The 17,931-nt window shown below is 65.6% G+C and carries 14 protein-coding genes; all 14 read left to right on the top strand.

Features of this window, described 5'->3' with window-relative positions; all coding sequences use genetic code 11:
* The first annotated feature begins 36 nt into the window (after positions 1-36).
* The 14 genes from AXW83_RS16675 to AXW83_RS16610 all read left to right on the top strand — a co-directional run bounded on the left by AXW83_RS16675 (position 37) and on the right by AXW83_RS16610 (position 17,902).
* A complete protein-coding gene (locus AXW83_RS16675; protein WP_236841965.1) occupies positions 37-1,566 on the top strand; it encodes an HAL/PAL/TAL family ammonia-lyase in 1,530 nt (509 codons plus the stop codon).
* A gap of 66 nt (positions 1,567-1,632) precedes the next feature.
* A complete protein-coding gene (locus AXW83_RS16670; protein ID WP_054140785.1) occupies positions 1,633-1,812 on the top strand; it encodes a hypothetical protein in 180 nt (59 codons plus the stop codon).
* Positions 1,813-2,291: 479 nt separating this feature from the next.
* Positions 2,292-3,350 (top strand): ABC transporter substrate-binding protein, encoded by a 1,059-nt coding sequence (locus AXW83_RS16665; RefSeq protein ID WP_442855252.1) that lies wholly within the window; start codon positions 2,292-2,294, stop codon positions 3,348-3,350.
* A 30-nt stretch (positions 3,351-3,380) separates the two neighbouring features.
* Positions 3,381-4,253: a branched-chain amino acid ABC transporter permease gene (locus tag AXW83_RS16660; RefSeq protein WP_066615216.1), complete on the top strand. Its 873-nt coding sequence runs from the start codon at positions 3,381-3,383 to the stop codon at positions 4,251-4,253.
* 56 nt (positions 4,254-4,309) lie between these two features.
* Positions 4,310-5,296, top strand: a complete 987-nt coding sequence (locus tag AXW83_RS16655; protein ID WP_066615215.1) for a branched-chain amino acid ABC transporter permease — start codon at positions 4,310-4,312, stop codon at positions 5,294-5,296.
* The gene (locus AXW83_RS16650; protein ID WP_066615213.1) at positions 5,293-6,063 is read left to right on the top strand and encodes an ABC transporter ATP-binding protein; all 771 of its coding nucleotides are present in this window, start codon (positions 5,293-5,295) and stop codon (positions 6,061-6,063) included. Before AXW83_RS16655 ends, AXW83_RS16650 begins: the two co-directional genes overlap by 4 nt.
* On the top strand, positions 6,056-6,796 hold the full coding sequence (locus AXW83_RS16645; RefSeq protein ID WP_066615211.1) for a branched-chain amino acid ABC transporter ATP-binding protein: 741 nt from the start codon (positions 6,056-6,058) through the stop codon (positions 6,794-6,796). Before AXW83_RS16650 ends, AXW83_RS16645 begins: the two co-directional genes overlap by 8 nt.
* A gap of 75 nt (positions 6,797-6,871) precedes the next feature.
* Positions 6,872-7,843 carry a nitrogen assimilation transcriptional regulator NAC gene (nac, locus tag AXW83_RS16640; protein WP_066615208.1) on the top strand — a complete coding sequence of 324 codons (972 nt, stop codon included), beginning with the start codon at positions 6,872-6,874 and terminating at the stop codon, positions 7,841-7,843.
* A 146-nt stretch (positions 7,844-7,989) separates the two neighbouring features.
* Complete coding sequence (locus tag AXW83_RS16635; protein WP_066615207.1) at positions 7,990-10,053, top strand: hydantoinase/oxoprolinase family protein; 2,064 nt, start codon at positions 7,990-7,992, stop codon at positions 10,051-10,053.
* Between the two features lie 11 nt (positions 10,054-10,064).
* A complete protein-coding gene (locus AXW83_RS16630; RefSeq protein WP_066615206.1) occupies positions 10,065-11,750 on the top strand; it encodes a hydantoinase B/oxoprolinase family protein in 1,686 nt (561 codons plus the stop codon).
* Between the two features lie 9 nt (positions 11,751-11,759).
* On the top strand, positions 11,760-12,563 hold the full coding sequence (locus AXW83_RS16625) for an SDR family oxidoreductase (protein WP_066615205.1): 804 nt from the start codon (positions 11,760-11,762) through the stop codon (positions 12,561-12,563).
* Positions 12,564-12,579: 16 nt separating this feature from the next.
* Positions 12,580-13,284, top strand: coding sequence for an HpcH/HpaI aldolase family protein (locus AXW83_RS16620; protein ID WP_066615204.1), 705 nt, complete (start codon positions 12,580-12,582; stop codon positions 13,282-13,284).
* A 101-nt stretch (positions 13,285-13,385) separates the two neighbouring features.
* The gene (locus AXW83_RS16615) at positions 13,386-16,166 is read left to right on the top strand and encodes a heavy metal translocating P-type ATPase (protein WP_156640138.1); all 2,781 of its coding nucleotides are present in this window, start codon (positions 13,386-13,388) and stop codon (positions 16,164-16,166) included.
* A 236-nt stretch (positions 16,167-16,402) separates the two neighbouring features.
* A complete protein-coding gene (locus AXW83_RS16610) occupies positions 16,403-17,902 on the top strand; it encodes an ABC transporter substrate-binding protein (protein ID WP_066615203.1) in 1,500 nt (499 codons plus the stop codon).
* The last annotated feature ends 29 nt before the right edge of the window (positions 17,903-17,931 follow it).

Here is a 17,931-nt window from a genome sequence, read left to right as displayed (position 1 = left end):
CAGCCGTTTCGAACAGGAAAAATGCACGTGAACGTCATGGAACTGGGATTGGGCGTCGCGTCACTTGGCGACGTGCTGGCAAACATTGAACAGGGATCGCGTATCAGCATCAGCGCAAAGGCTCGTGACCGGCTCGCGCAAGCACGAAAGGTCGTTGACCGCTATACCGAGGGCGACGAGCCCATTTATGGCATCAATACCGGCCTTGGCGGCAATGTCGCCTACCGAATTCCAAAGGCGGAAATCGAGGCTTTTCAGGTTCAGATGATCCGCGGCCGCTGTATCGGTGTCGGTGAGCCGTTTCCTGAGAGTACCGCGCGCGCCATGTTTCTGTGCCGACTGATCAGTCTTGCGCAAGGCGGGTCCGGCATTTCACCCTCGGTATTCGAGCTTATGGTCGCGATGTTCAACGCCGGGATCACGCCCGTCATTCCGGGACGTGGGTCAATTGGCGGTGGGGACCTCGGCCTTTGTGCCCATATCGGTGCAGCTCTCATCGGGCGTGGGGACGTTTATGTTGGGGGTGAGCGCATGCCGGCCGCCTCGGCTCTGAAAGCGGCTGAACTCGTGCCCGCAAAACTCGCCGCGAAAGATGGTCTCGCAATTCTCAATGCAAGCGCAGTAAGTTGCGGCTATGGGGCAATTGTACTTGCGAATTTGGCGCAGACATTGTCATCGTCGATGGTCATTGCTGCCATGGCTGGCGAAGGCTACGCAGCCAATCCGAGTATTTTTGACGCACGTTTGGCGGAGGCGCGCCCGGCCCGAGGGCAGGTTAAAGCCGCCGGAATTTTTCGAAGCCTGCTTCAGGGCAGCTATCTCCACGACAATGGTGCTGCGCGTTCGATCCAGGACGCCTTGAGCTTCCGTGTGCTCTCGCAAATTTACGGGCCTGCCCTGGAGAGCTTCAAATTGGCCGTGGAAAGCGTGGCGACCGAGATCAATGGCGCTGCGGACAATCCTTTGGTTCTGACCCAAGACGACTTGATACTGTCTACTGCAAATTTTCATACGCCGGATATCGCCCTATGCTTCGACGTTCTGGCTATTGTCAATACACAGCTTGCCACGGCTTCAACCTATCGCACGATTAAGATGATGAATGCCCAGTTGTCCGGCTTGCCTAAGTATCTATCCCCGATCGGGGGCGCATCGAATGGCTTTAATTCGATGCAGAAGACTCTCTCTGCGTTGCATGGCGAGGTCCGCTTGAAAGCCCTGCCGGCGAGCACGGATTCGATCCCGGTTTCGGAAACGGTCGAGGACCACGCTCCCCAGACGCCGTTGGCAATTCGCAAGCTCGAGGAGCAGATCGTGCCGCTGCGCCTCATCTTCGCAATCGAGGCGCTGGTCGCAGCTCAGGCGGTGGATATGCGCTCCAGACCTCGCCTCGCACCAGCCACCGCGATTCTATATGATGCGATCCGTGCCTGGATCCCAATGGTGAATGAGGATCGCGAAAACGGTCCCGACGCCGATACCGTTGCAAGAATCCTGGCGGATCCGATCTTAGCCAAGGCGCTACGGGTCGGACTTGGCGACACCGGCGCGTTTGCGCTGAGCTGAGCGCGTCTGTCGCGCAGTTGAGATGGCGAGAATGCCTCAAATGGACCGACGGAGCAGGAGCAGATTGTGACCGAGCGATTTGAACGGCATCGCCAACCCTGGACATATGAGGAACTCGAGAAGCTAAAGTTGCTCGCCAAGAAGGGCATGGCACTGAAAGCGATTTCGAAAGCGATGACCCGCAGCGAAGAATCCATCAAAGACCGCGCGAAACTCGATGGCATCGGGATCGCCAAGCTCCGTTAGCCGTGCTCACGTCTAGGCGTTAGAGCGCAAACCTGACGTCGGTTGTCGGATCATGATGCAACGGCCGCTCCTGGCGCCTTACCCAAGCGAAGCCAGTTCGGATCGCTGGCGACGTCCTGCTATCCCCGTTCTGACCGCCCATTTCATAGCGTACCGTTGCACGCCATAAAGAATCCCTATGGCGGCAGAATGCAGTTGTGTTTCCCAGGCCGCGCTTGCTGAACCTAGACTTTTTTCCAGTCGGGCATGCCAGCCAGGTCCGATCGGACGGAGCGTCGCCAGCTTGTGACTGAGCCGTTCCGGCTAACCGCGACGCGATCGCGGAACACGATCAGGGAACGGAGTCGATCATGGCCACGAGCATTCACCGCAGGACTTTCTGCCTTCTCGCATCCGCCACCTGCCTTGCCGGCGCGCCCGCCTTCCATGGCGTGGGATTGGCGCAGGACAACAGCATCCGGCTCGGCATCGTCGCGCCGATGAGCGGCCCCAATGCGCGCTACGGCGCGTTTTCGCTGCGCGGTGCGCAGCTCGCCGCCAAGGAGATCAATGCGACTGGGGGTATCGACGGGCGCAAGATTGAGATCTTTTCGGCCGACAGCCAGGGCACACCCGTGGAAGGCGTCTCGGCGACCAAGCGGCTGATCGCGCAGGACAAGGTCGATTTCGTCATCGGCGACGTGTCGAGTTCGGTGACGCTGGCGATGCAGCCGGTCGTCGAGGATGCCGGCGTGCTGCTGATCAACGCGGCCTCGTCCAACCCCAAAATCACCTATGCGGCGGGCGTCGGCGGCTTCAAATGGAGCTTCCGCAATTATCCGACCGACGAGAACCGCGCGCTGATCGTCGCGCAATACGCCGCCGAGAAGCGTGGCTTCACCAAATTCGCGGTTCTGTCAGTCGACAGCGACTATGGCCGCTCGGCGATCGAGTTCACCAAGAAGTACCTGCCGCGCTTCAAGGGTCAGATCCTCACCGAGGACTACTACAAGGAAGGCGAGGTCGATTTCCGCAGCGTGCTCGCCAAGATCCGCGATTCCGGCGCGCAGGCGATCATCATGTACGGGCTAGCCGACACCACCCCGATCGTGGCCCGCCAGATGACCGAGGTCGGTCTCGCCGGCAAGATCCCGCTGATCGGCAATGGCGAGTTCAACACTGAGAAGACGATCAAGTCGGCGCCCAAGGCCATGGAGGGCGCCGTCGAGGCCGCAGCCTGGCTGCCGGCCTGGGACAGCCCTAAGAGCAAGGCCTTCGTGACGAAGTTCAATGCGGAATACCGCGAGGCGCCCAACAACCACGCCTATGTCCATTGGGAGACCGTGAACCTGCTCGGCAAGGCGGTCGAGGCGGCCAAGAGCATCGACCGGGCCCAGGTTCGCGACGCGCTCGCCAAGATCAAATACGACAGCGCAGTGGGCGAGGTGACCTTCGACGATCACAATCAGGCGAAGCTGCCGATGATTCTGCTGCAGATCGAGGACGGCAAGCCGGTGGTCAAGGGCGCCTATTCCGCCGACATCGACTATCCGCGCTGATCATCTCGTCGAAGGTCGAAGGAGCTCGAGATGCTGTTCCAAATCTCCGAGCAGATCGTCAACGGCATCGTGACCGGGGCCGTCTATGCCCTGGTCGCGGTCGGCATGACGATGATCTTCGGCGTCCTGCGCGCGATCAATTTCGCCCATGGCGAATACTACATGGTCGGCACCTTCGGGGCCTGGGTCGCGATCGAGTATTTCGACCTGCCTTACCCGATCGCGATCGTGGCCGGCGTCATCGCCACTGCCTTCGTCGCGCTGGTCGTCGGGCAGTTCGTGATGCAGCGCATGGTCGGGGCTCCGGCCGAGGCCGGCGTGCTGGCGACGCTCGGCATCGCGCTGATCCTGCAGAACACTGTGATCCTCGTCTTCGGTGGCGGCTACAAGTTCTTCGAGGGTGGCTATATCGAGCCGGTCACGATCTTCGGCATCTCGCTCGCCGAGCAGCGCCTGCTGATCATCGCGGTCGCGGTGCTGGTGTTCTTCGGGCTCGAGCTTCTGGTCACCCATAGCCGCATGGGCAAGGCGATGCGGGCCGTTTCGCAGAACGTCGATTGCTGCGCGGTCGTCGGCATCGATGTCCGCAAGGTCGTGGTGCGGACCTTCATCCTGGGTGCGGCGCTGGCGGGGCTGTCGGGCGTCCTCACCGCTCCGGTCAATGTCAGCGTCTATGGTGGCATGGGCGAGCTGATCACCTTCAAGACGCTGCCGATCATCATCATGGGCGGGTTGGGCAATGTCCGGGGCACCTTCTTCGCCGCGATGATCCTCGGCATCGCCGAGAGTCTCGTCGCCACCTATGTCGGCCTGCAATTCCGCGACACGGTCGGCTTCGCCACGCTGATGCTCGTGCTGATGTGGCGCCCGCATGGATTGTTCTCCTCGCAGGCCCGCTACTGACCAAGCCTTCTCTAGAACGCGCGGCCGATTGCGGCCACTCTGTCCGAGGATCGACGATGTCGCTGAACGAGACCTCGCTTCCAGCTGCCGGACGCGACCTGCGATGGCCCTTCGGTCTCGCCATCGCCGTGCTGGCCTGCTGTGCGCCGCTGCTCTTGGGCAGCTACGCGCTCCATGCGGTGATCATCTCGCTGATCTTCCTGCTGCCGGCGCATGGGCTCAATCTGCTGGTCGGCTATACCGGGCTGCTCTCGCTGGCCCAGGCGGCCTTCTTCGGCGTCGGCGCCTATGTCTCGGCCCTGATGGCGGTGCATTGGGGCACGCCGTTCTATCTCAACCTGATCGCCTCGGGCCTGTTCGCCGGCGCCCTCGCCTTGCCCTTGGGCATCCCGGCGCTGAGGCTGCGGGCGACCTCCTTCGTGATGTGTACGCTCGGCTTCGTCATCATCGGACAGGCGGTCGCGAAGAACTGGATCAGCGTCACGCGCGGCGACATGGGCCTGTCGGCCATTCCCAAGCCCCATTTCGCGCTGGGGCCTGCGTCCTTCACGGTGTCGGGTACGGTCGGGTTCTACTATCTCGTGCTCGCCGTCGCGGCTCTGGCGACCTTCGCCGTCTGGCTGATCGTCAATTCGCCAGCCGGGCGCAACATGGTGGCGATCCGCGAAAACGAGACGCTGGCCGAATCCGTCGGCGTGCCGACCTGGCGCTACAAGCTGGTCGTGTTCATGATCAGCGCGGCTTTCGCCGGGCTCGGTGGTAGCGTCTACGCGCATTACCTCACCGTGGTCAGCCCGCTGACCTTCCAGATGTCGAACTCGACGCTAATGCTGATCATCGTGCTCGGCGGCGGACCGGGCACGATCTCGGGCGTCGTCTTCGGCAGTCTGCTCTTTGTTGGCCTGTCGGAGTTTCTCCGCATCGCCCCCGAGCTGCGCATGATCGCCTATGGCTTCTGCCTGCTGGCGCTGGTGTTCTGGTTCCCGAAGGGCTTCGCGCCGCTGATCACGCGCTTTTGGACTTTGCTGAGGGGGCGCTCATGACCGGTCTTCCGATCCTCGAGATCAGCGGCCTCAGCAAGTCCTATGGGGCGATCAAGGCCGTCGACGGCGTCGATCTGCAGGTTCACCGCGGCGAGATCTGCGGTCTGATCGGCCCGAACGGCTCGGGCAAGTCGACCTTCTTCGACTGCGTATCCGGACTCGCCAAGCCCAATGCCGGCTCTGTCAGGCTCGATGGACAAGACATCACCGGCTGGTCCTTGAACCGCATCGCGCGCGAAGGCCGCATGCTGCGCTCCTTCCAGAAGACGGTCACGTTCGGTGCGCTCGATGTCGAGGAGAACCTCGTCATCGCCGGCCAGATGTTCACCTTTCCCGGCGTCGCCTCGACCTTCGGCTTCGGCGCGCGCTCGCGCGCCCGGGTCGAGGGGCTGCGCAAACGGGCGCGCGAGCTGATCAAGTTGTCGGGCCTCTGGGACGTACGGACGCAAGCGGCCGGCAATCTGTCGGGCGGCCAGCAGAAGCTGATCCAGTTCGCCTCGATGCTGATGCCCGAGCCCAAGCTGATCCTGCTCGACGAGCCGATGGCGGGCATCAATCCCAAGCTGATCGAGCGCGTCGTCGAGGCGATCCGCTATGCCAACACCGAACTCGGCGTCAGCTTCCTGGTGATCGAGCACAATATCGACGTCATCACCAGCATCTGCCAGCGCGTCGCGGTCCTCGACCAGGGGCGCAAGCTCGCCGAGGGCACGGCATCCGAGATCATGCGCAACCAGGCGGTTCGGGAGGCCTATCTCGGTGGCTGAGACCAATCTTTCGATCGCAGGCTTGCGAGCCGGCTATGGCTCGCTCGACATCCTCAACGGCATTGATCTCGAGGTGCCGCAAGGCCAGTTCGTGGCGCTGATGGGGCCGAACGGCGCCGGCAAATCGACGCTGCTCAAGACGCTCTACGGCATGACCACGGTCAAGGGCGGCACCATTCGCTGGCAAGGCCGGGACATCGCCGGGCTGGCCTCGCGCGAAATCCTGGCGCAAGGCGTTTCCTTCGTGCCGCAGGGGCGCTGCAACTTTCCGCTGATGACGGTCGACGAGAACCTGCAGATGGCGGCCTATACGCTGCGCGACGCCAAGGTGAAGAGCGACCGCGACTATGTCTACGAGCTGTTCCCGATCCTGAAGAAGCGTCGCGCGACCATCGCCGGCAACATGTCGGGCGGCGAGCAGCAGCTTCTCGAGGTCGCCATGGCGGTGCTGCAGCGACCGCGCATCCTCCTCGTCGACGAGCCCTCGGTGGGCCTGTCGCCGGCCGCGATCGGCATCGTCTTCGACGAATTGCTGCGGATCAACGCGATGGGGCAGACCATCCTGCTCGTCGAGCAGAACACCAAGAAGGCGATGGAGGTCGCGCAGCGCGCCGTCATCCTGCGGCTCGGCCAGGTGATCTGGGACGGCAAGCCGGCCGAGATCAGCCATGACGAACTCGGCGAACTGTTCATGACCGGCAAGATGCGCGGCGAGACGGAGGCGCAGCACTGAGGGCAGCCGCAGCGCGCTGGTTTCGTGATCCTCCGGAATGACCTATCGTCCCCACCCAGGGAGCCGGCCTGGTCGATGAGCGTCGATTTCAAGAAGTTGAAGAGTTTCGTGAAGGTCGTCGATGCGGGTAGCGTGTCGCGCGCGGCCGACATCCTGCGTACGGCACAGCCGGCGCTGTCCCAGCAGATCGCCGCGCTGGAAAGCCATTTCAAGCACAAGCTCTTGATCCGCAGCAATCACGGCATCACGCCGACCGAGGCGGGGCTGATCCTCTACCGCCATGCCCAGCTCCTGCTGAAGCAGGTCGAGCAGGCGCAGATCGACATCGAGCAGTCCTCGCGCTCCGTCGCGGGCCGGGTCTCGATCGGGCTTGCCACCTATTCCGCGTCGAGCGCGCTCTCACTGCCGCTGCTCAAGGCGATGAAGACGCGCTATCCCGACATCGTCATCCATATCAACGACAGCTTCGGCCATGTGCTGAGCGAGCTGATCATGACCGGCAAGATGGACATGGCGGTGATCTACGGCTCGCGGCCGATCAAGGGCGTGGTGCTGCAGCCGCTGTTCACGGAAGAGCTCGTGCTGGTGTCGCCGCCGGGCTCCGTCTTCGAGACACCCGAGGGCGAGGCGCTACCACTTTCGGCGCTGGCCGAGGTCGATCTGCTGCTGCCGAGCCGGGGGCATTTCCTGCGCCAGATGATCGATGAATCGCTGGGGCGGGCCCGCGTCGCGCCCCACGTTGCAGCTGAAATCGAGTCGGTCTCGTCGCTGGGCGCGGCGGTGATGGACGGGCTCGGATCGACGATCCTGCCTGGCTCGGTGGCGGCCAGTGCGGCGGGCTTTCGCGGCGCCGTCGTCCGGCCGCTGGTTCGCCCGGCGATGACCGCGACGGTCTCGCTGTGCGTCTCGGACCATCTGCCGATGTCGGAGCCGGCGATCGCGGCTCGCTCCGTGCTGATCGAGATCGTCCAGGAGCTGATCCGCGAGGCGCCCTTCGGCCTGAAGCCGGTGCCTGTCGAGGTCGAGCGGGCGCCGCCGGCCCCATAAGCCGGGCGCCGCCAGCCCCATAAGCAAAGTCTATGGCGGCAGACCGCAGTCCTGTTGGCCAGTCCCGTGCCGAGGCCTCTACCCTTCGCGTGTCGTCGTGGAGCACACGGCTCCGCGATCTCCGCAAGGCAGGATCAGAGGACATCATGGCCAAGCTGGCATTCGACACCGGTGGCACCTTCACCGATTTCGCGCTGCTCGACGATGCGGGCGAGGTGCATCTGCACAAGGTGCTCAGCACTCCCCTGAACCCGGCCGAGGCCGTGGTGCAGGGCGTAAGCGAACTTCTGGAGCAGTTCGGCGCCGCCATCGACATCGGCAAGCTTCAGGTGCTGGGCGCGACGACGGTCGTCACCAACGCGGTGCTGGAGCGCAAGGGCGTCGAGACCGGCTTCATCGCCACCGCCGGGTTCCAGGACATGCTGCGCATCCGCAACGAGGGCCGCTACGACCTCTACGATTTGAACCTGCGCTATCCCGATCCGCTCGTCACCCGCGCCAACAGCTTCGGCGCCCGCGAGCGCATCGCCGCCGATGGCGAGGTCGTCACCGAGCTGCAAGAGGACACGGTCCGCGAGATCGCAGGGCGCCTGCGCGAGAAGGGCGTCCGCTCCGTCGCCGTCTGCCTGCTGCACGCCTACAAATATCCCGCCCATGAGCAGCGTGTCGCGGCGCTGCTGAAGGACGAATATCCCGACATCTTCGTCTCGCTCTCCTCGGAAGTCTGCCCGGAAGTCCGCGAATTCGACCGCGCCTCGACCACGGTGGTCAACGCCTATACGCGGCCCCAGATGGCCGGCCATGTCGCCCATCTCCAGCGCGAGTTCGCCCGGAAGGGCATCGACCGCCAGGTGCTCTGGATGACCTCCTCGGGTGGGCTCGTTCCGAGCCGCCGCGCCGCAGAACTGCCCGTGCGCCTGATCGAATCCGGCCCCGCGGCCGGCGCGGTGGCGGCCGCCGAGTTCGGCCGCATCGCCGGCGAGGGCAGCGTGCTCTCCTTCGACATGGGCGGCACCACCGCCAAGCTCTGCCTGATCCCCAATGGCGAGCCGACGGTTGGCACCGATCTCGAAGTCGCCCACTACCAGCGCTTCCGCAAGGGCTCGGGCTTCCCACTCAAGATCCAGTCGATCCAGATGATCGAGATCGGCGCCGGCGGCGGCTCGATCGCGGCGAAAAACCCGCTCGGCCTGCTCGATGTCGGCCCGCGTTCGGCCGGCGCCCTGCCGGGACCGGCGGCCTATCAGCGCGGCGGCACGGAGCCCACGGTCACCGATGCCGATATCCTGCTGGGCTATATGGGCACTGAATCCTTCGTCGGCGGCTCGTTCAAGGTCTCCAAGCAGGCCGCCCATGATGCGATGGCCCGGCTGGCCGCCGATCTCGGCGTCAGCGTCACGCGCTGCGCCTGGGGAATCCACGACCTCGTCAATGAATCGATGAGCAAGGCCGCCGCGATGCATGCGACCGATCTCGGCGTCGATCCGCGCTCGCTGCCGATGGTCGCCTTCGGTGGCGCCGGGCCGGTGCATGCCTATGGCATCGCCCAAAAGCTCGGCATCAAGCGGATCATCTGCCCGACCGGCGCTGGCGTGACCTCCGCGATCGGCCTGCTGATCGCGCCGGTCGCAGTGGATCTCTCGGCGAGCTTCCCGATGGCGCTCAGCGAGTGGGACGCCGCCGAGATGCGCCGATTGCTCGGCGATCTCGCAGCGCAGGGCGCCGAGGTCGTCTCCGCCGCCGGCGTGCCGAAGGAGACGATCGCCAACCGCTACACCGTCGACATGCGCTATGTCGGCCAGGGCCACGAGATCACAGTCGCACTGCCCGATCTCGACCTGCCGCAGGACGCGTTCCTGGCGCAGCTCACGGCCAATTTCACCACGCTTTATCGCGAACTCTTCGGCCGCACCGTCAAGGCCGGGCTTGAGGTCATCACCTGGCGCCTGCGGGCCGGCGGTGAGAAGGACAAGGTCACCCGGCCGCACGGCACGACGGCAGCCAACGCCATGAAGGGCACGCGCGAGGTCTATTTCCAGGAACTGGGCACGGCCGTCGAGACCCCGGTCTACGACCATTACAGCCTGACGGTGAACCAGCCAGTGCAAGGTCCAGCCATCGTTGAGCAGCGCGAATCCACGGCCGTCATCGGCCCGAGCGGGACGGCCCATGTCGATTTGCATGGCAATCTCGTCATCAACATCCTTTGAGGACGATCCCGATGTCCAAGACCGAGACGACCAAAGCCGCCACCGACTTCAACGATCCGATCAACCTGCAGGTGATGTGGAACCGCCTGATCTTCATCGCCGACCAGGCCGACACGGTGCTCGGCCGCACCGCCTTCTCGCCGATCGTGCGCGAAAACCATGATTACGTCACCGTGCTGCTCGACAGCCGCGGCCGGGCGCTGGCCCAGTGCACCTGGTCGATCCCCGTCTTCATCACCTCGCTGCCGGTTGCGGCGCAGACCTATTTTCTGCCGAAGTTTCCAGAGGACACGTTGCAGGAAGGCGACGTTCTCGCCACCAACGATCCCGAGATCGGCACCGGCCATCTGCCCGACGTGACGATGATCACGCCGATCTTCAAGAACGGCAAGATCGTCGCCTATGCCGGCTCGATCGCGCATCTGCCCGATATCGGCGGCGCGCCGCTGCATTCGGAGGCGAGCGACATCTATGAGGAGGGCATCCGCTTCCCGATCGTGAAGCTGCACCGCGCCGGCGTGCCCAACCAGGACGTGCTCGACATCATCGCGGCTTCCGTGCGGCTCCCGACCGAAGTGCTCGGCGACCTGGAATCGATGGTCGCCGCCAACAACGTCATGGGCCGCGAACTGGTGAAGTTCCTCGATGAATACGGCCTCGACGAGGTCGATGGTCTGGCCGACGCGATCCATTCGCGCTCCGAGGCGCAGATGCGCAAGGCGATCCGCGCCTGGCCCAACGGACGCTACGAGGCGGAGGTCGTGCTCGACGGCTACCATGACGACATCACGCTGAAGGCTGCGGTCATCGTCGGCGACGAGACGATCCATGTCGACTACGCCGGCACCTCCGACCAGGTGCTGCACTCGATCAACTGCCGCACCAATTACCGTTACGCCCACTCCGTCTACGCGCTGAAATGCCTGCTCGACCCCGAGACGCCCAACAATGAGGGCTGCATCACACCCGTCACCGACGAGGCGCCGCTGGGCTCGATCCTCAATCCCGAAGCCTGGACGGCCGGCAACTCCCGCAACCTGATCGGCCATGTCATCCCCTCGCTGATCTTCAAGGCGCTGGAAGGCATCGTGCCCGACAAGGTGATGGGCGACAGCGGTGGCGCGCCGATCTGGGCCGCCAACTGCGTCGGGCGTCGTGATGACGGCTCGCAATATGGCTCGGTGCAGAATTTCCATGGCGGGCAGGGCGCGCGGGCGGAGATCGATGGGTTGGACACACTGAGCTTCCCGTCCAACTGCAAGGTCACCGCGATCGAGATGTTCGAGATCGCCGTGCCGGTGCTGACCGAGTGCAAGGAATTGATCGCCGATTCCGGCGGCGCCGGGCAGCATCGCGGCGGGCTCGGCCAGCGCGTCATCCTGCGCAATCGCGCCAGGGCGCCGATGAACGTCTATCTCGCGACCGAGCGCGTCCGCCACCCCTGCTTCGGCGTTGTGGGCGGACAGTCGGGCACACCCGGCAAGGTCGCCAAGAACAGGCAGGCACAGTTTCCGAAAGGCAAGGTGGTTCTCCAGACGGGCGATCGCCTCGAGGTCGAGACGCCGGGTGGTGGCGGCTGGGGCAGGGCGGCCGCGCGCTCCGCCGATCTCATCGCGCAGGATCTCGCCGAGGGGCTTGTCAGCCCCGATGCAACCCGGCGTCTCTATGGCAACGCCTTCTCGGCGGCGGCTGAATAGGACAAGATCATGGCATTGCTCAAGGGCAAGATCGCGCTCGTCACCGGCGCGGGCACCGGCATCGGCCGCGAAAGCGCCATCCTGCTGGCGCGTGAGGGCGCGGCCGTGGTGCTGACCGGGCGGCGCCAGGGTCCGCTCGACGAAGTTGCGCAAGTGATCGCGGCGGAGGGCGGCCACGCTGTCGCCCGTACGCTAGACATCGCCTCGCGGGGCGCCATCGTCGCGACCGTCGCGGCGATCGAAGCGGAGGTCGGGCCCGTCGATATTCTCGTCAACAATGCCGGCAGCGCCAGCAAGGTGCTGAACGCCCGCTTTCTCTCCGAGGAAGAGTGGAACGCGACGCTGAACGTCAACCTCACCGCCGTATTCTCGCTGACGCAGACGGTTCTGCCGGCGATGATCGCGCGGGGCGCAGGCACCATCATCACGGTCTCGTCGCTGGCGGCGTTGAATCCGAACCTGCTGGGCGGCGCGGCCTATGGCGCGGCCAAGGCCGGCGTGAAGAATTTCATGGGCTTCCTGCACAATACCTATCGCAACCAGGGCATCCGCGCGACCACGATCCTGCCCGGCGAGACCGACACGCCGATCATGAACAACCGCGCCCGGCCGCCTCTGGCCGAGGAGCGCGCCATCATGCTTGACCCGCACGACGTCGCCCGCGCGGTGCTGCTCTGCGCCAGCCTGCAGCCCGGCGCGACGATCCCCGAGCTGCACATCTGTCCGACGCGGATGCGCGACACCGCCGCCGATATCGAGACCGCGCGCTGGGTCGGCGCGCCCGACGATACGCCTGATATGCCGAAGCGCTGAAAGCGAGGACGACCTCATGAACGGAGCCAAACTGCGCGAGAAGCTGAGCCGCGGCGAGTGTGTGAGCATGCTGACTTCGCATTACGCGTCACCCGGCCATGCCGTGCGCCTGACGGAACTCGGGGCAGATTCGATCTTCCTCGATTGCGAGCACGGCACCTGGAGCTTCGAGGATGTGCGCCTGACGGCCCAGGCGATCCGGGGCGCGGGCGGCGCCGCGATCGTGCGGCCCGACTGCCACCAGCGCTCGCTTTTAATCCGCTATCTCAACGCCGGCGCCGACGGTCTGATGGTGCCGATGATCGACACCGTCGAGCAGGCGCGCGCCGTGGTCGATGCCGTCCGCTACGGCTGCCATGCCGATCATGAAAAGCGGCTCGTCATCGGCATGATCGAGACGCTCGAGGCCATCGACGGGATCGATGCGCTGCTCGCCGTAGAGGGCATCGACGTCTTCTTCATCGGCCCCGGAGATCTTTCGCAGAACATGGGCTATCCGCCCGCGCCGCCTTTCGGCCAGCCGCGTCCGCAACCGGTCATCGACAAGGTCGGCGAGGCCGTCGCCAAGATCCGCGCCGCCGGCAAGGTCGCCGGCACGCTGGCGACTGCCGACGAGCTGCCGTTCTGGCAATCCAGGGGGGTACAGTTTTTCTATGTGCATTCGGACCCGTTCCTGCGCGCCGGCATGAGCGAAATAGTCCGGCTGCTCGTCGCAGAGTAATTGCAGGCCCCACCGCGGCTTCACAAAAAAGTTAAAAAAGCCTCTTGCTCCTCTAGTCGGTAGAGGAATTAGCGTCTCCTCGACAACAGGAGGAGAGCGCCATGTCTTCGGCCACAATCGCCGCTTCGAAGGTCCGTCAATCCTTGACCTGGAAGGTCGAGGGCATGGATTGCGGCAGTTGCGCGGCGACGCTGCGCACAGCGCTGGAAAACCTCCCCGGTGTCAGCGAGGTCGCGGTCTCGGTGCCGCGCGAGCGGCTGACCCTCACCCTTTCCGGCGAGGCCACCAGCCGCGAGCAGATCGAGGGGCGCGTCCGCAAGCTCGGCTTCGGCCCGACCATGCTCAGCCAGAAGAGCGATGCGCCCGCGCCGGAGGTCACGCCGGCCGAGACCGGCGGCTGCGGTCACGACCATAGCGACGGCCACAGCAAGTCGCACGGGCATGACCACGACCATGGCAAGGCTCATGATCCCGCGGCCCACGCCCACGCCCATGCGCATGCCGGCGATGCGCATGGCGACCACCCGGGCCACGACCCTCACGCTGGCTGCAACCACGATAACGACCATGGCCACGCTCACAGTCACGGCAAGACCCACAGCCACGCGGGCCCGACTCATGACCATGCCGGCTGCGACCACGCTCATCATGACCACGGCCCTGCCCACCACGATCACGACCATCATGGCCATGCACCCGCGCACGCCGCCGATCCCGGCCGCCTGACCTGGAAAGTCAGCGGCATGGATTGCGCAAGCTGCGCCGGCACGGTCCGCACCGCTCTGGAGCGCCTGCCAGGCGTGCGGGATATTGCCGTCTCCGTCACCAACGAGACGCTGTCGCTGAAGCTCGCGTCCGGCGGCACGACCGCCGATGCGATCACGGCGCAGATCGCCAAGCTCGGCTACGGACCGGAAATCCAGCAGGCTGCGGTCCCGGCGATCGTCCGCGCCGCCGAGGCGCCAAAGCGCTGGTGGCAGACCAGCAAGGCCCGCGTCGCGATCACCGCGGGCGCGCTGCTCGTCGTCGCCTACATCGCCGGCGAACTGGTTCCGGCCGCCTCGTTCTGGTTCTTCGTCGCGGCGACGCTGCTCGCGATCGCGCCAATCACGCGGCGCGCCATCGCCGCGGCCATGGCCGGCGCGCCTTTCACCATCGAGATGCTTATGACGATCGCCGCCGCCGGCGCACTCTTCATCGGCGCGATCGAGGAGGCCGCGGTGGTCGTCTTCCTCTTCGCCGTCGGCGAGGTGCTCGAAGGGGTCGCCGCCAACAAGGCCCGCTCCGGGATCCGGGCGCTCGCGGCGCTCGTACCGAAGACCGCATGGCTCGACGAGGGCGGGAGCGTCCGCGAGGTCAAGGCGGAGGCCCTGCGCATCGGCCAGACCGTGCTGGTGCGGCCGGGCGACCGTGTACCGGCCGACGGCACCGTCCTCGAAGGCCATTCCGGCGTCGACGAATCGCCGATCACCGGAGAATCCGTGCCCAAGGCGAAGGAGCCGGGCGCCCCGATCTTCGCCGGCTCGATCAACCAGGAAGCCGCGCTACGGATCCGCGTCGAGAAGGCCGCCGAAGACAACACCATCGCCCGCATCGTCACCCTGGTCGAGGAGGCGCAGGACGCCAAGGCGCCGACCGAGCGCTTCATCGACCGCTTCTCCCGGATCTACATGCCTTTCATCGTCGGCCTCTCGGCACTCGTCGCCGTGCTGCCGCCGCTGCTTGGCGGCGGTGACTGGTCGAGCTGGATTTATCGCGGGCTTACATTGCTATTGATCGGCTGCCCCTGCGCCCTCGTGATCTCCGTCCCGGCGGCGATTGCATCGAGCCTGTCGATGGCAGCGCGCCGCGGCCTGCTCGTCAAGGGCGGCGCGGTGATAGAGGAACTCTCCCGCGTCCGCTCCATCGCCTTCGACAAGACCGGCACGCTGACCTGGGGCCGACCCGTCGTGACCGATATCGTGCCCCTCGATGGCGATGCCCGCAGCCTGCTCTCGCTCGCCGCCGCGGTCGAGCGTGAATCCAGCCATCCGCTCGCCCGGGCCATCGCAGAGCGCGCCGCCGACGACGGCGCCCCGCAGCTCTCGGCCAGCGCCGCCCGCGCCGTCGCCGGCAAGGGCATGGAAGGCGTCGTCGCCGGCGCCCGGATATTCATCGGCGCGCCGCGCTTCGCCGCCGAGCGCGGAGCGCTGGCAGAAGCCGTTTCCCGGCAGATCAGCGCGCTGGAGGAGCAGGGCAAGACCGTCGTCGTCGTGCAGAGCGAAGCGCAGGCTGTCGGCCTGATCGCGCTGCGCGACGAGCCCCGTCCCGACGCCCGCGCCGCCATCGCCGAGCTTCGTTCGCTCGGCATCACGCCGATCATGCTGACCGGCGACAACCGCCGGACCGGCGCGGCGATCGCCCGCGATCTCGGCATCGACGTCCAGGCCGAGATGATGCCCGAGGCCAAGGTCGCGGCAGTGCGCCAGCTCGCCGCGCAAGGCCATGTCGCCATGGTCGGCGACGGCATCAATGACGCGCCGGCGCTCGCTGCCGCCCATGTCGGCATCGCCATGGGCTCGGGCACCGACGTTGCGCTCGAGGCAGCAGACGCCGCCCTGCTCAAGAGCCGCGTCGCCGATGTCGGCCGACTGGTCCGGCTCTCGCGCGGCACCATGGCGAATATCCGCCAGAACATCGCGATCGCGCTCGGGTTGAAGCTGGTCTTCCTCGTGACGACCGTGACCGGCACCACCGGCCTCTGGCTCGCTATCTTCGCCGATACCGGTGCGACCGTGCTCGTCACCCTCAACGCGCTGCGGCTTCTCGGCTTCTTCCGGGATGAGGAAAGCGCTCCGGCGGAACCCAGCCAGCGCGCCGGCGAGGCGCTCGCCTCGGCCTGAGTCAACCCCGGGTGGGGACCGCAGGCCCCCGCCCAGCATCCTGCAAGTACGCTTGCGGGTCATCGGAGGCGACGACGACCGGACGAGACGCGCTTGGGCGCTCATCTCGCCGGGATCCCAAGGAGCCGACTATCACAGCGTAACGACCAGAAATGGAGCCTGACGCCTCATCGCCCAAACGCCCATGAGAGGCGGGGCGCACCGGGCCGGCAGGCGTTCAGCGGAGGGGTTAGACCATGCAGAAGACACTCATCTTGGCCTTCGCCTGCGCCACGGCCTTTCCGGCCGCGGCCCTCGCCCAGAGCGGCGGGAAGATCGTCATCGCCGAGAATTTCGCGCCAAAAGCCGGCTTTGCGCTCGAGACCGACGACGCCAACGTTCTCGCCAAGGCCGGCTGCCTCGAGCCGCTGACGCGGATCGACTTCGACGGCAAGCTGCAGCCCTCGCTCGCCGAGAGCTGGACACAGGCCGCGCCCGACAGCTGGGACTTCAAGTTGCGCAAGGGCGTGACCTTCCAGGATGGCAAGCCGCTCGACGCCGCCGCCGCCGCCGCGTCCCTCAATGCCGTGCTCAAGGTCCCGACACCCGCCCGCGCCTTCTCGCCGCGCGTGATCAAGTCCGTCGAGGCGGTCGGCGAAGATACGGTGCGGGTGACGACACCGACACCCTCCGTGCTGACGCCCCTCAGGCTCGCCGCCGCCAATGCCGGCATCCTGTCGCCGGCGGCCTACAAGGACGGCAAGATCGATCCGGCCGGCACCTGCACCGGCCCCTTCGTCATCACCCGCGTCAACGGCCAGCAGAGCATCAGTCTGAAGCGCAATGACAGTTACTGGGGCGGCAAGGTCGCGCTCGCCGAGGCCGAGATCAGGTTCATCCCGGACGCCAATGTCCGCGCCACGCAATTGCGCACGGGCGAGGCCGATGTGGCCGGCGCCGTGCCGGCCTCGACCCTGGCGCGCCTGAAGCAGACCCCCGGCCTCAAGGTCGCAACGCTGGCGACGCCGCGCACCACCACGCTGCTGATCAACACGAAGAAGGCCCCTTTCGACAACGAGAAGGTCCGCCAGGCCCTGCAGGCCGCGCTCGACCTCGAAAGCATTGCGGGCAGCATCTACGAAGGCTCGGTTCAGCCCGCGATCGGTCCGTTCGCGCCGCATGAGCCCTGGGTCCCAAAGGCGGCCAAGCCCGCCGCCTATGATGTCAGGAAGGCGCAGGCGCTGCTCGCCGAGGCCGGGATCAAGCCGGGCGGGCTCGAGTTCGAGATCATGGCCTATAGCGAGAAGGTCGAGTTCAAGGACCTGGCCGCGATCCTGCAGGACCAGTTCAAGGCCGTTGGTATCAACGCCCGCATTCGCCTCGCCGAATACAAGGCTCTGGAGCCGGACATGACCGCGGGGCGCTACGACGTGGCGCTGCTCTCGCGCAGCCATCTGGTCGACGTCGCCGATCCGGCAGGCTTCCTCCAGTCCGACTATGGCTGCGGCGGCGGCTTCAACCTGTCGCAGCATTGCGACAAGGATTTCGACGCCAGGCTGGCCACCGCGACGGGGGAGGCGGATGCCGGCAAGCGTTACGCCGTCTACGCCGATCTGGCGCAGCATTTGCAGTCGAAAGCGGTCAACGTCTTCGTCGTCCACGAGGCCGGCAATGACGGCTACAAGACCAGGGTGAGGAACTACCGGATTCACCCGCTCTACCAGTACGTGCTGACCAAGGATCTCGCCGTCGACTGAAGGCAACGGACAAGAACGACACCGGGCGC

Origin of the sequence: Bosea sp. PAMC 26642 (assembly GCF_001562255.1) — a bacterium.
Classification (GTDB): domain Bacteria; phylum Pseudomonadota; class Alphaproteobacteria; order Rhizobiales; family Beijerinckiaceae; genus Allobosea.
This window is presented reverse-complemented; position numbering and strand designations above follow the sequence as displayed.

What these genes read in the sequence shown, in the direction of transcription:
- AXW83_RS16675 (WP_236841965.1), top strand. Translation starts at nt 37, where the DNA reads ATGGAACTGGGATTGGGCGTCGCGTCACTTGGCGACGTGCTGGCAAAC.
- AXW83_RS16665 (WP_442855252.1), top strand. Translation starts at nt 2,292, where the DNA reads ATGAGCGGCCCCAATGCGCGCTACGGCGCGTTTTCGCTGCGCGGTGCG.
- AXW83_RS16660 (WP_066615216.1), top strand. Translation starts at nt 3,381, where the DNA reads ATGCTGTTCCAAATCTCCGAGCAGATCGTCAACGGCATCGTGACCGGG.
- AXW83_RS16655 (WP_066615215.1), top strand. Translation starts at nt 4,310, where the DNA reads ATGTCGCTGAACGAGACCTCGCTTCCAGCTGCCGGACGCGACCTGCGA.
- AXW83_RS16650 (WP_066615213.1), top strand. Translation starts at nt 5,293, where the DNA reads ATGACCGGTCTTCCGATCCTCGAGATCAGCGGCCTCAGCAAGTCCTAT.
- nac (WP_066615208.1), top strand. Translation starts at nt 6,872, where the DNA reads ATGAGCGTCGATTTCAAGAAGTTGAAGAGTTTCGTGAAGGTCGTCGAT.
- AXW83_RS16635 (WP_066615207.1), top strand. Translation starts at nt 7,990, where the DNA reads ATGGCCAAGCTGGCATTCGACACCGGTGGCACCTTCACCGATTTCGCG.
- AXW83_RS16630 (WP_066615206.1), top strand. Translation starts at nt 10,065, where the DNA reads ATGTCCAAGACCGAGACGACCAAAGCCGCCACCGACTTCAACGATCCG.
- AXW83_RS16625 (WP_066615205.1), top strand. Translation starts at nt 11,760, where the DNA reads ATGGCATTGCTCAAGGGCAAGATCGCGCTCGTCACCGGCGCGGGCACC.
- AXW83_RS16620 (WP_066615204.1), top strand. Translation starts at nt 12,580, where the DNA reads ATGAACGGAGCCAAACTGCGCGAGAAGCTGAGCCGCGGCGAGTGTGTG.
- AXW83_RS16615 (WP_156640138.1), top strand. Translation starts at nt 13,386, where the DNA reads ATGTCTTCGGCCACAATCGCCGCTTCGAAGGTCCGTCAATCCTTGACC.
- AXW83_RS16610 (WP_066615203.1), top strand. Translation starts at nt 16,403, where the DNA reads ATGCAGAAGACACTCATCTTGGCCTTCGCCTGCGCCACGGCCTTTCCG.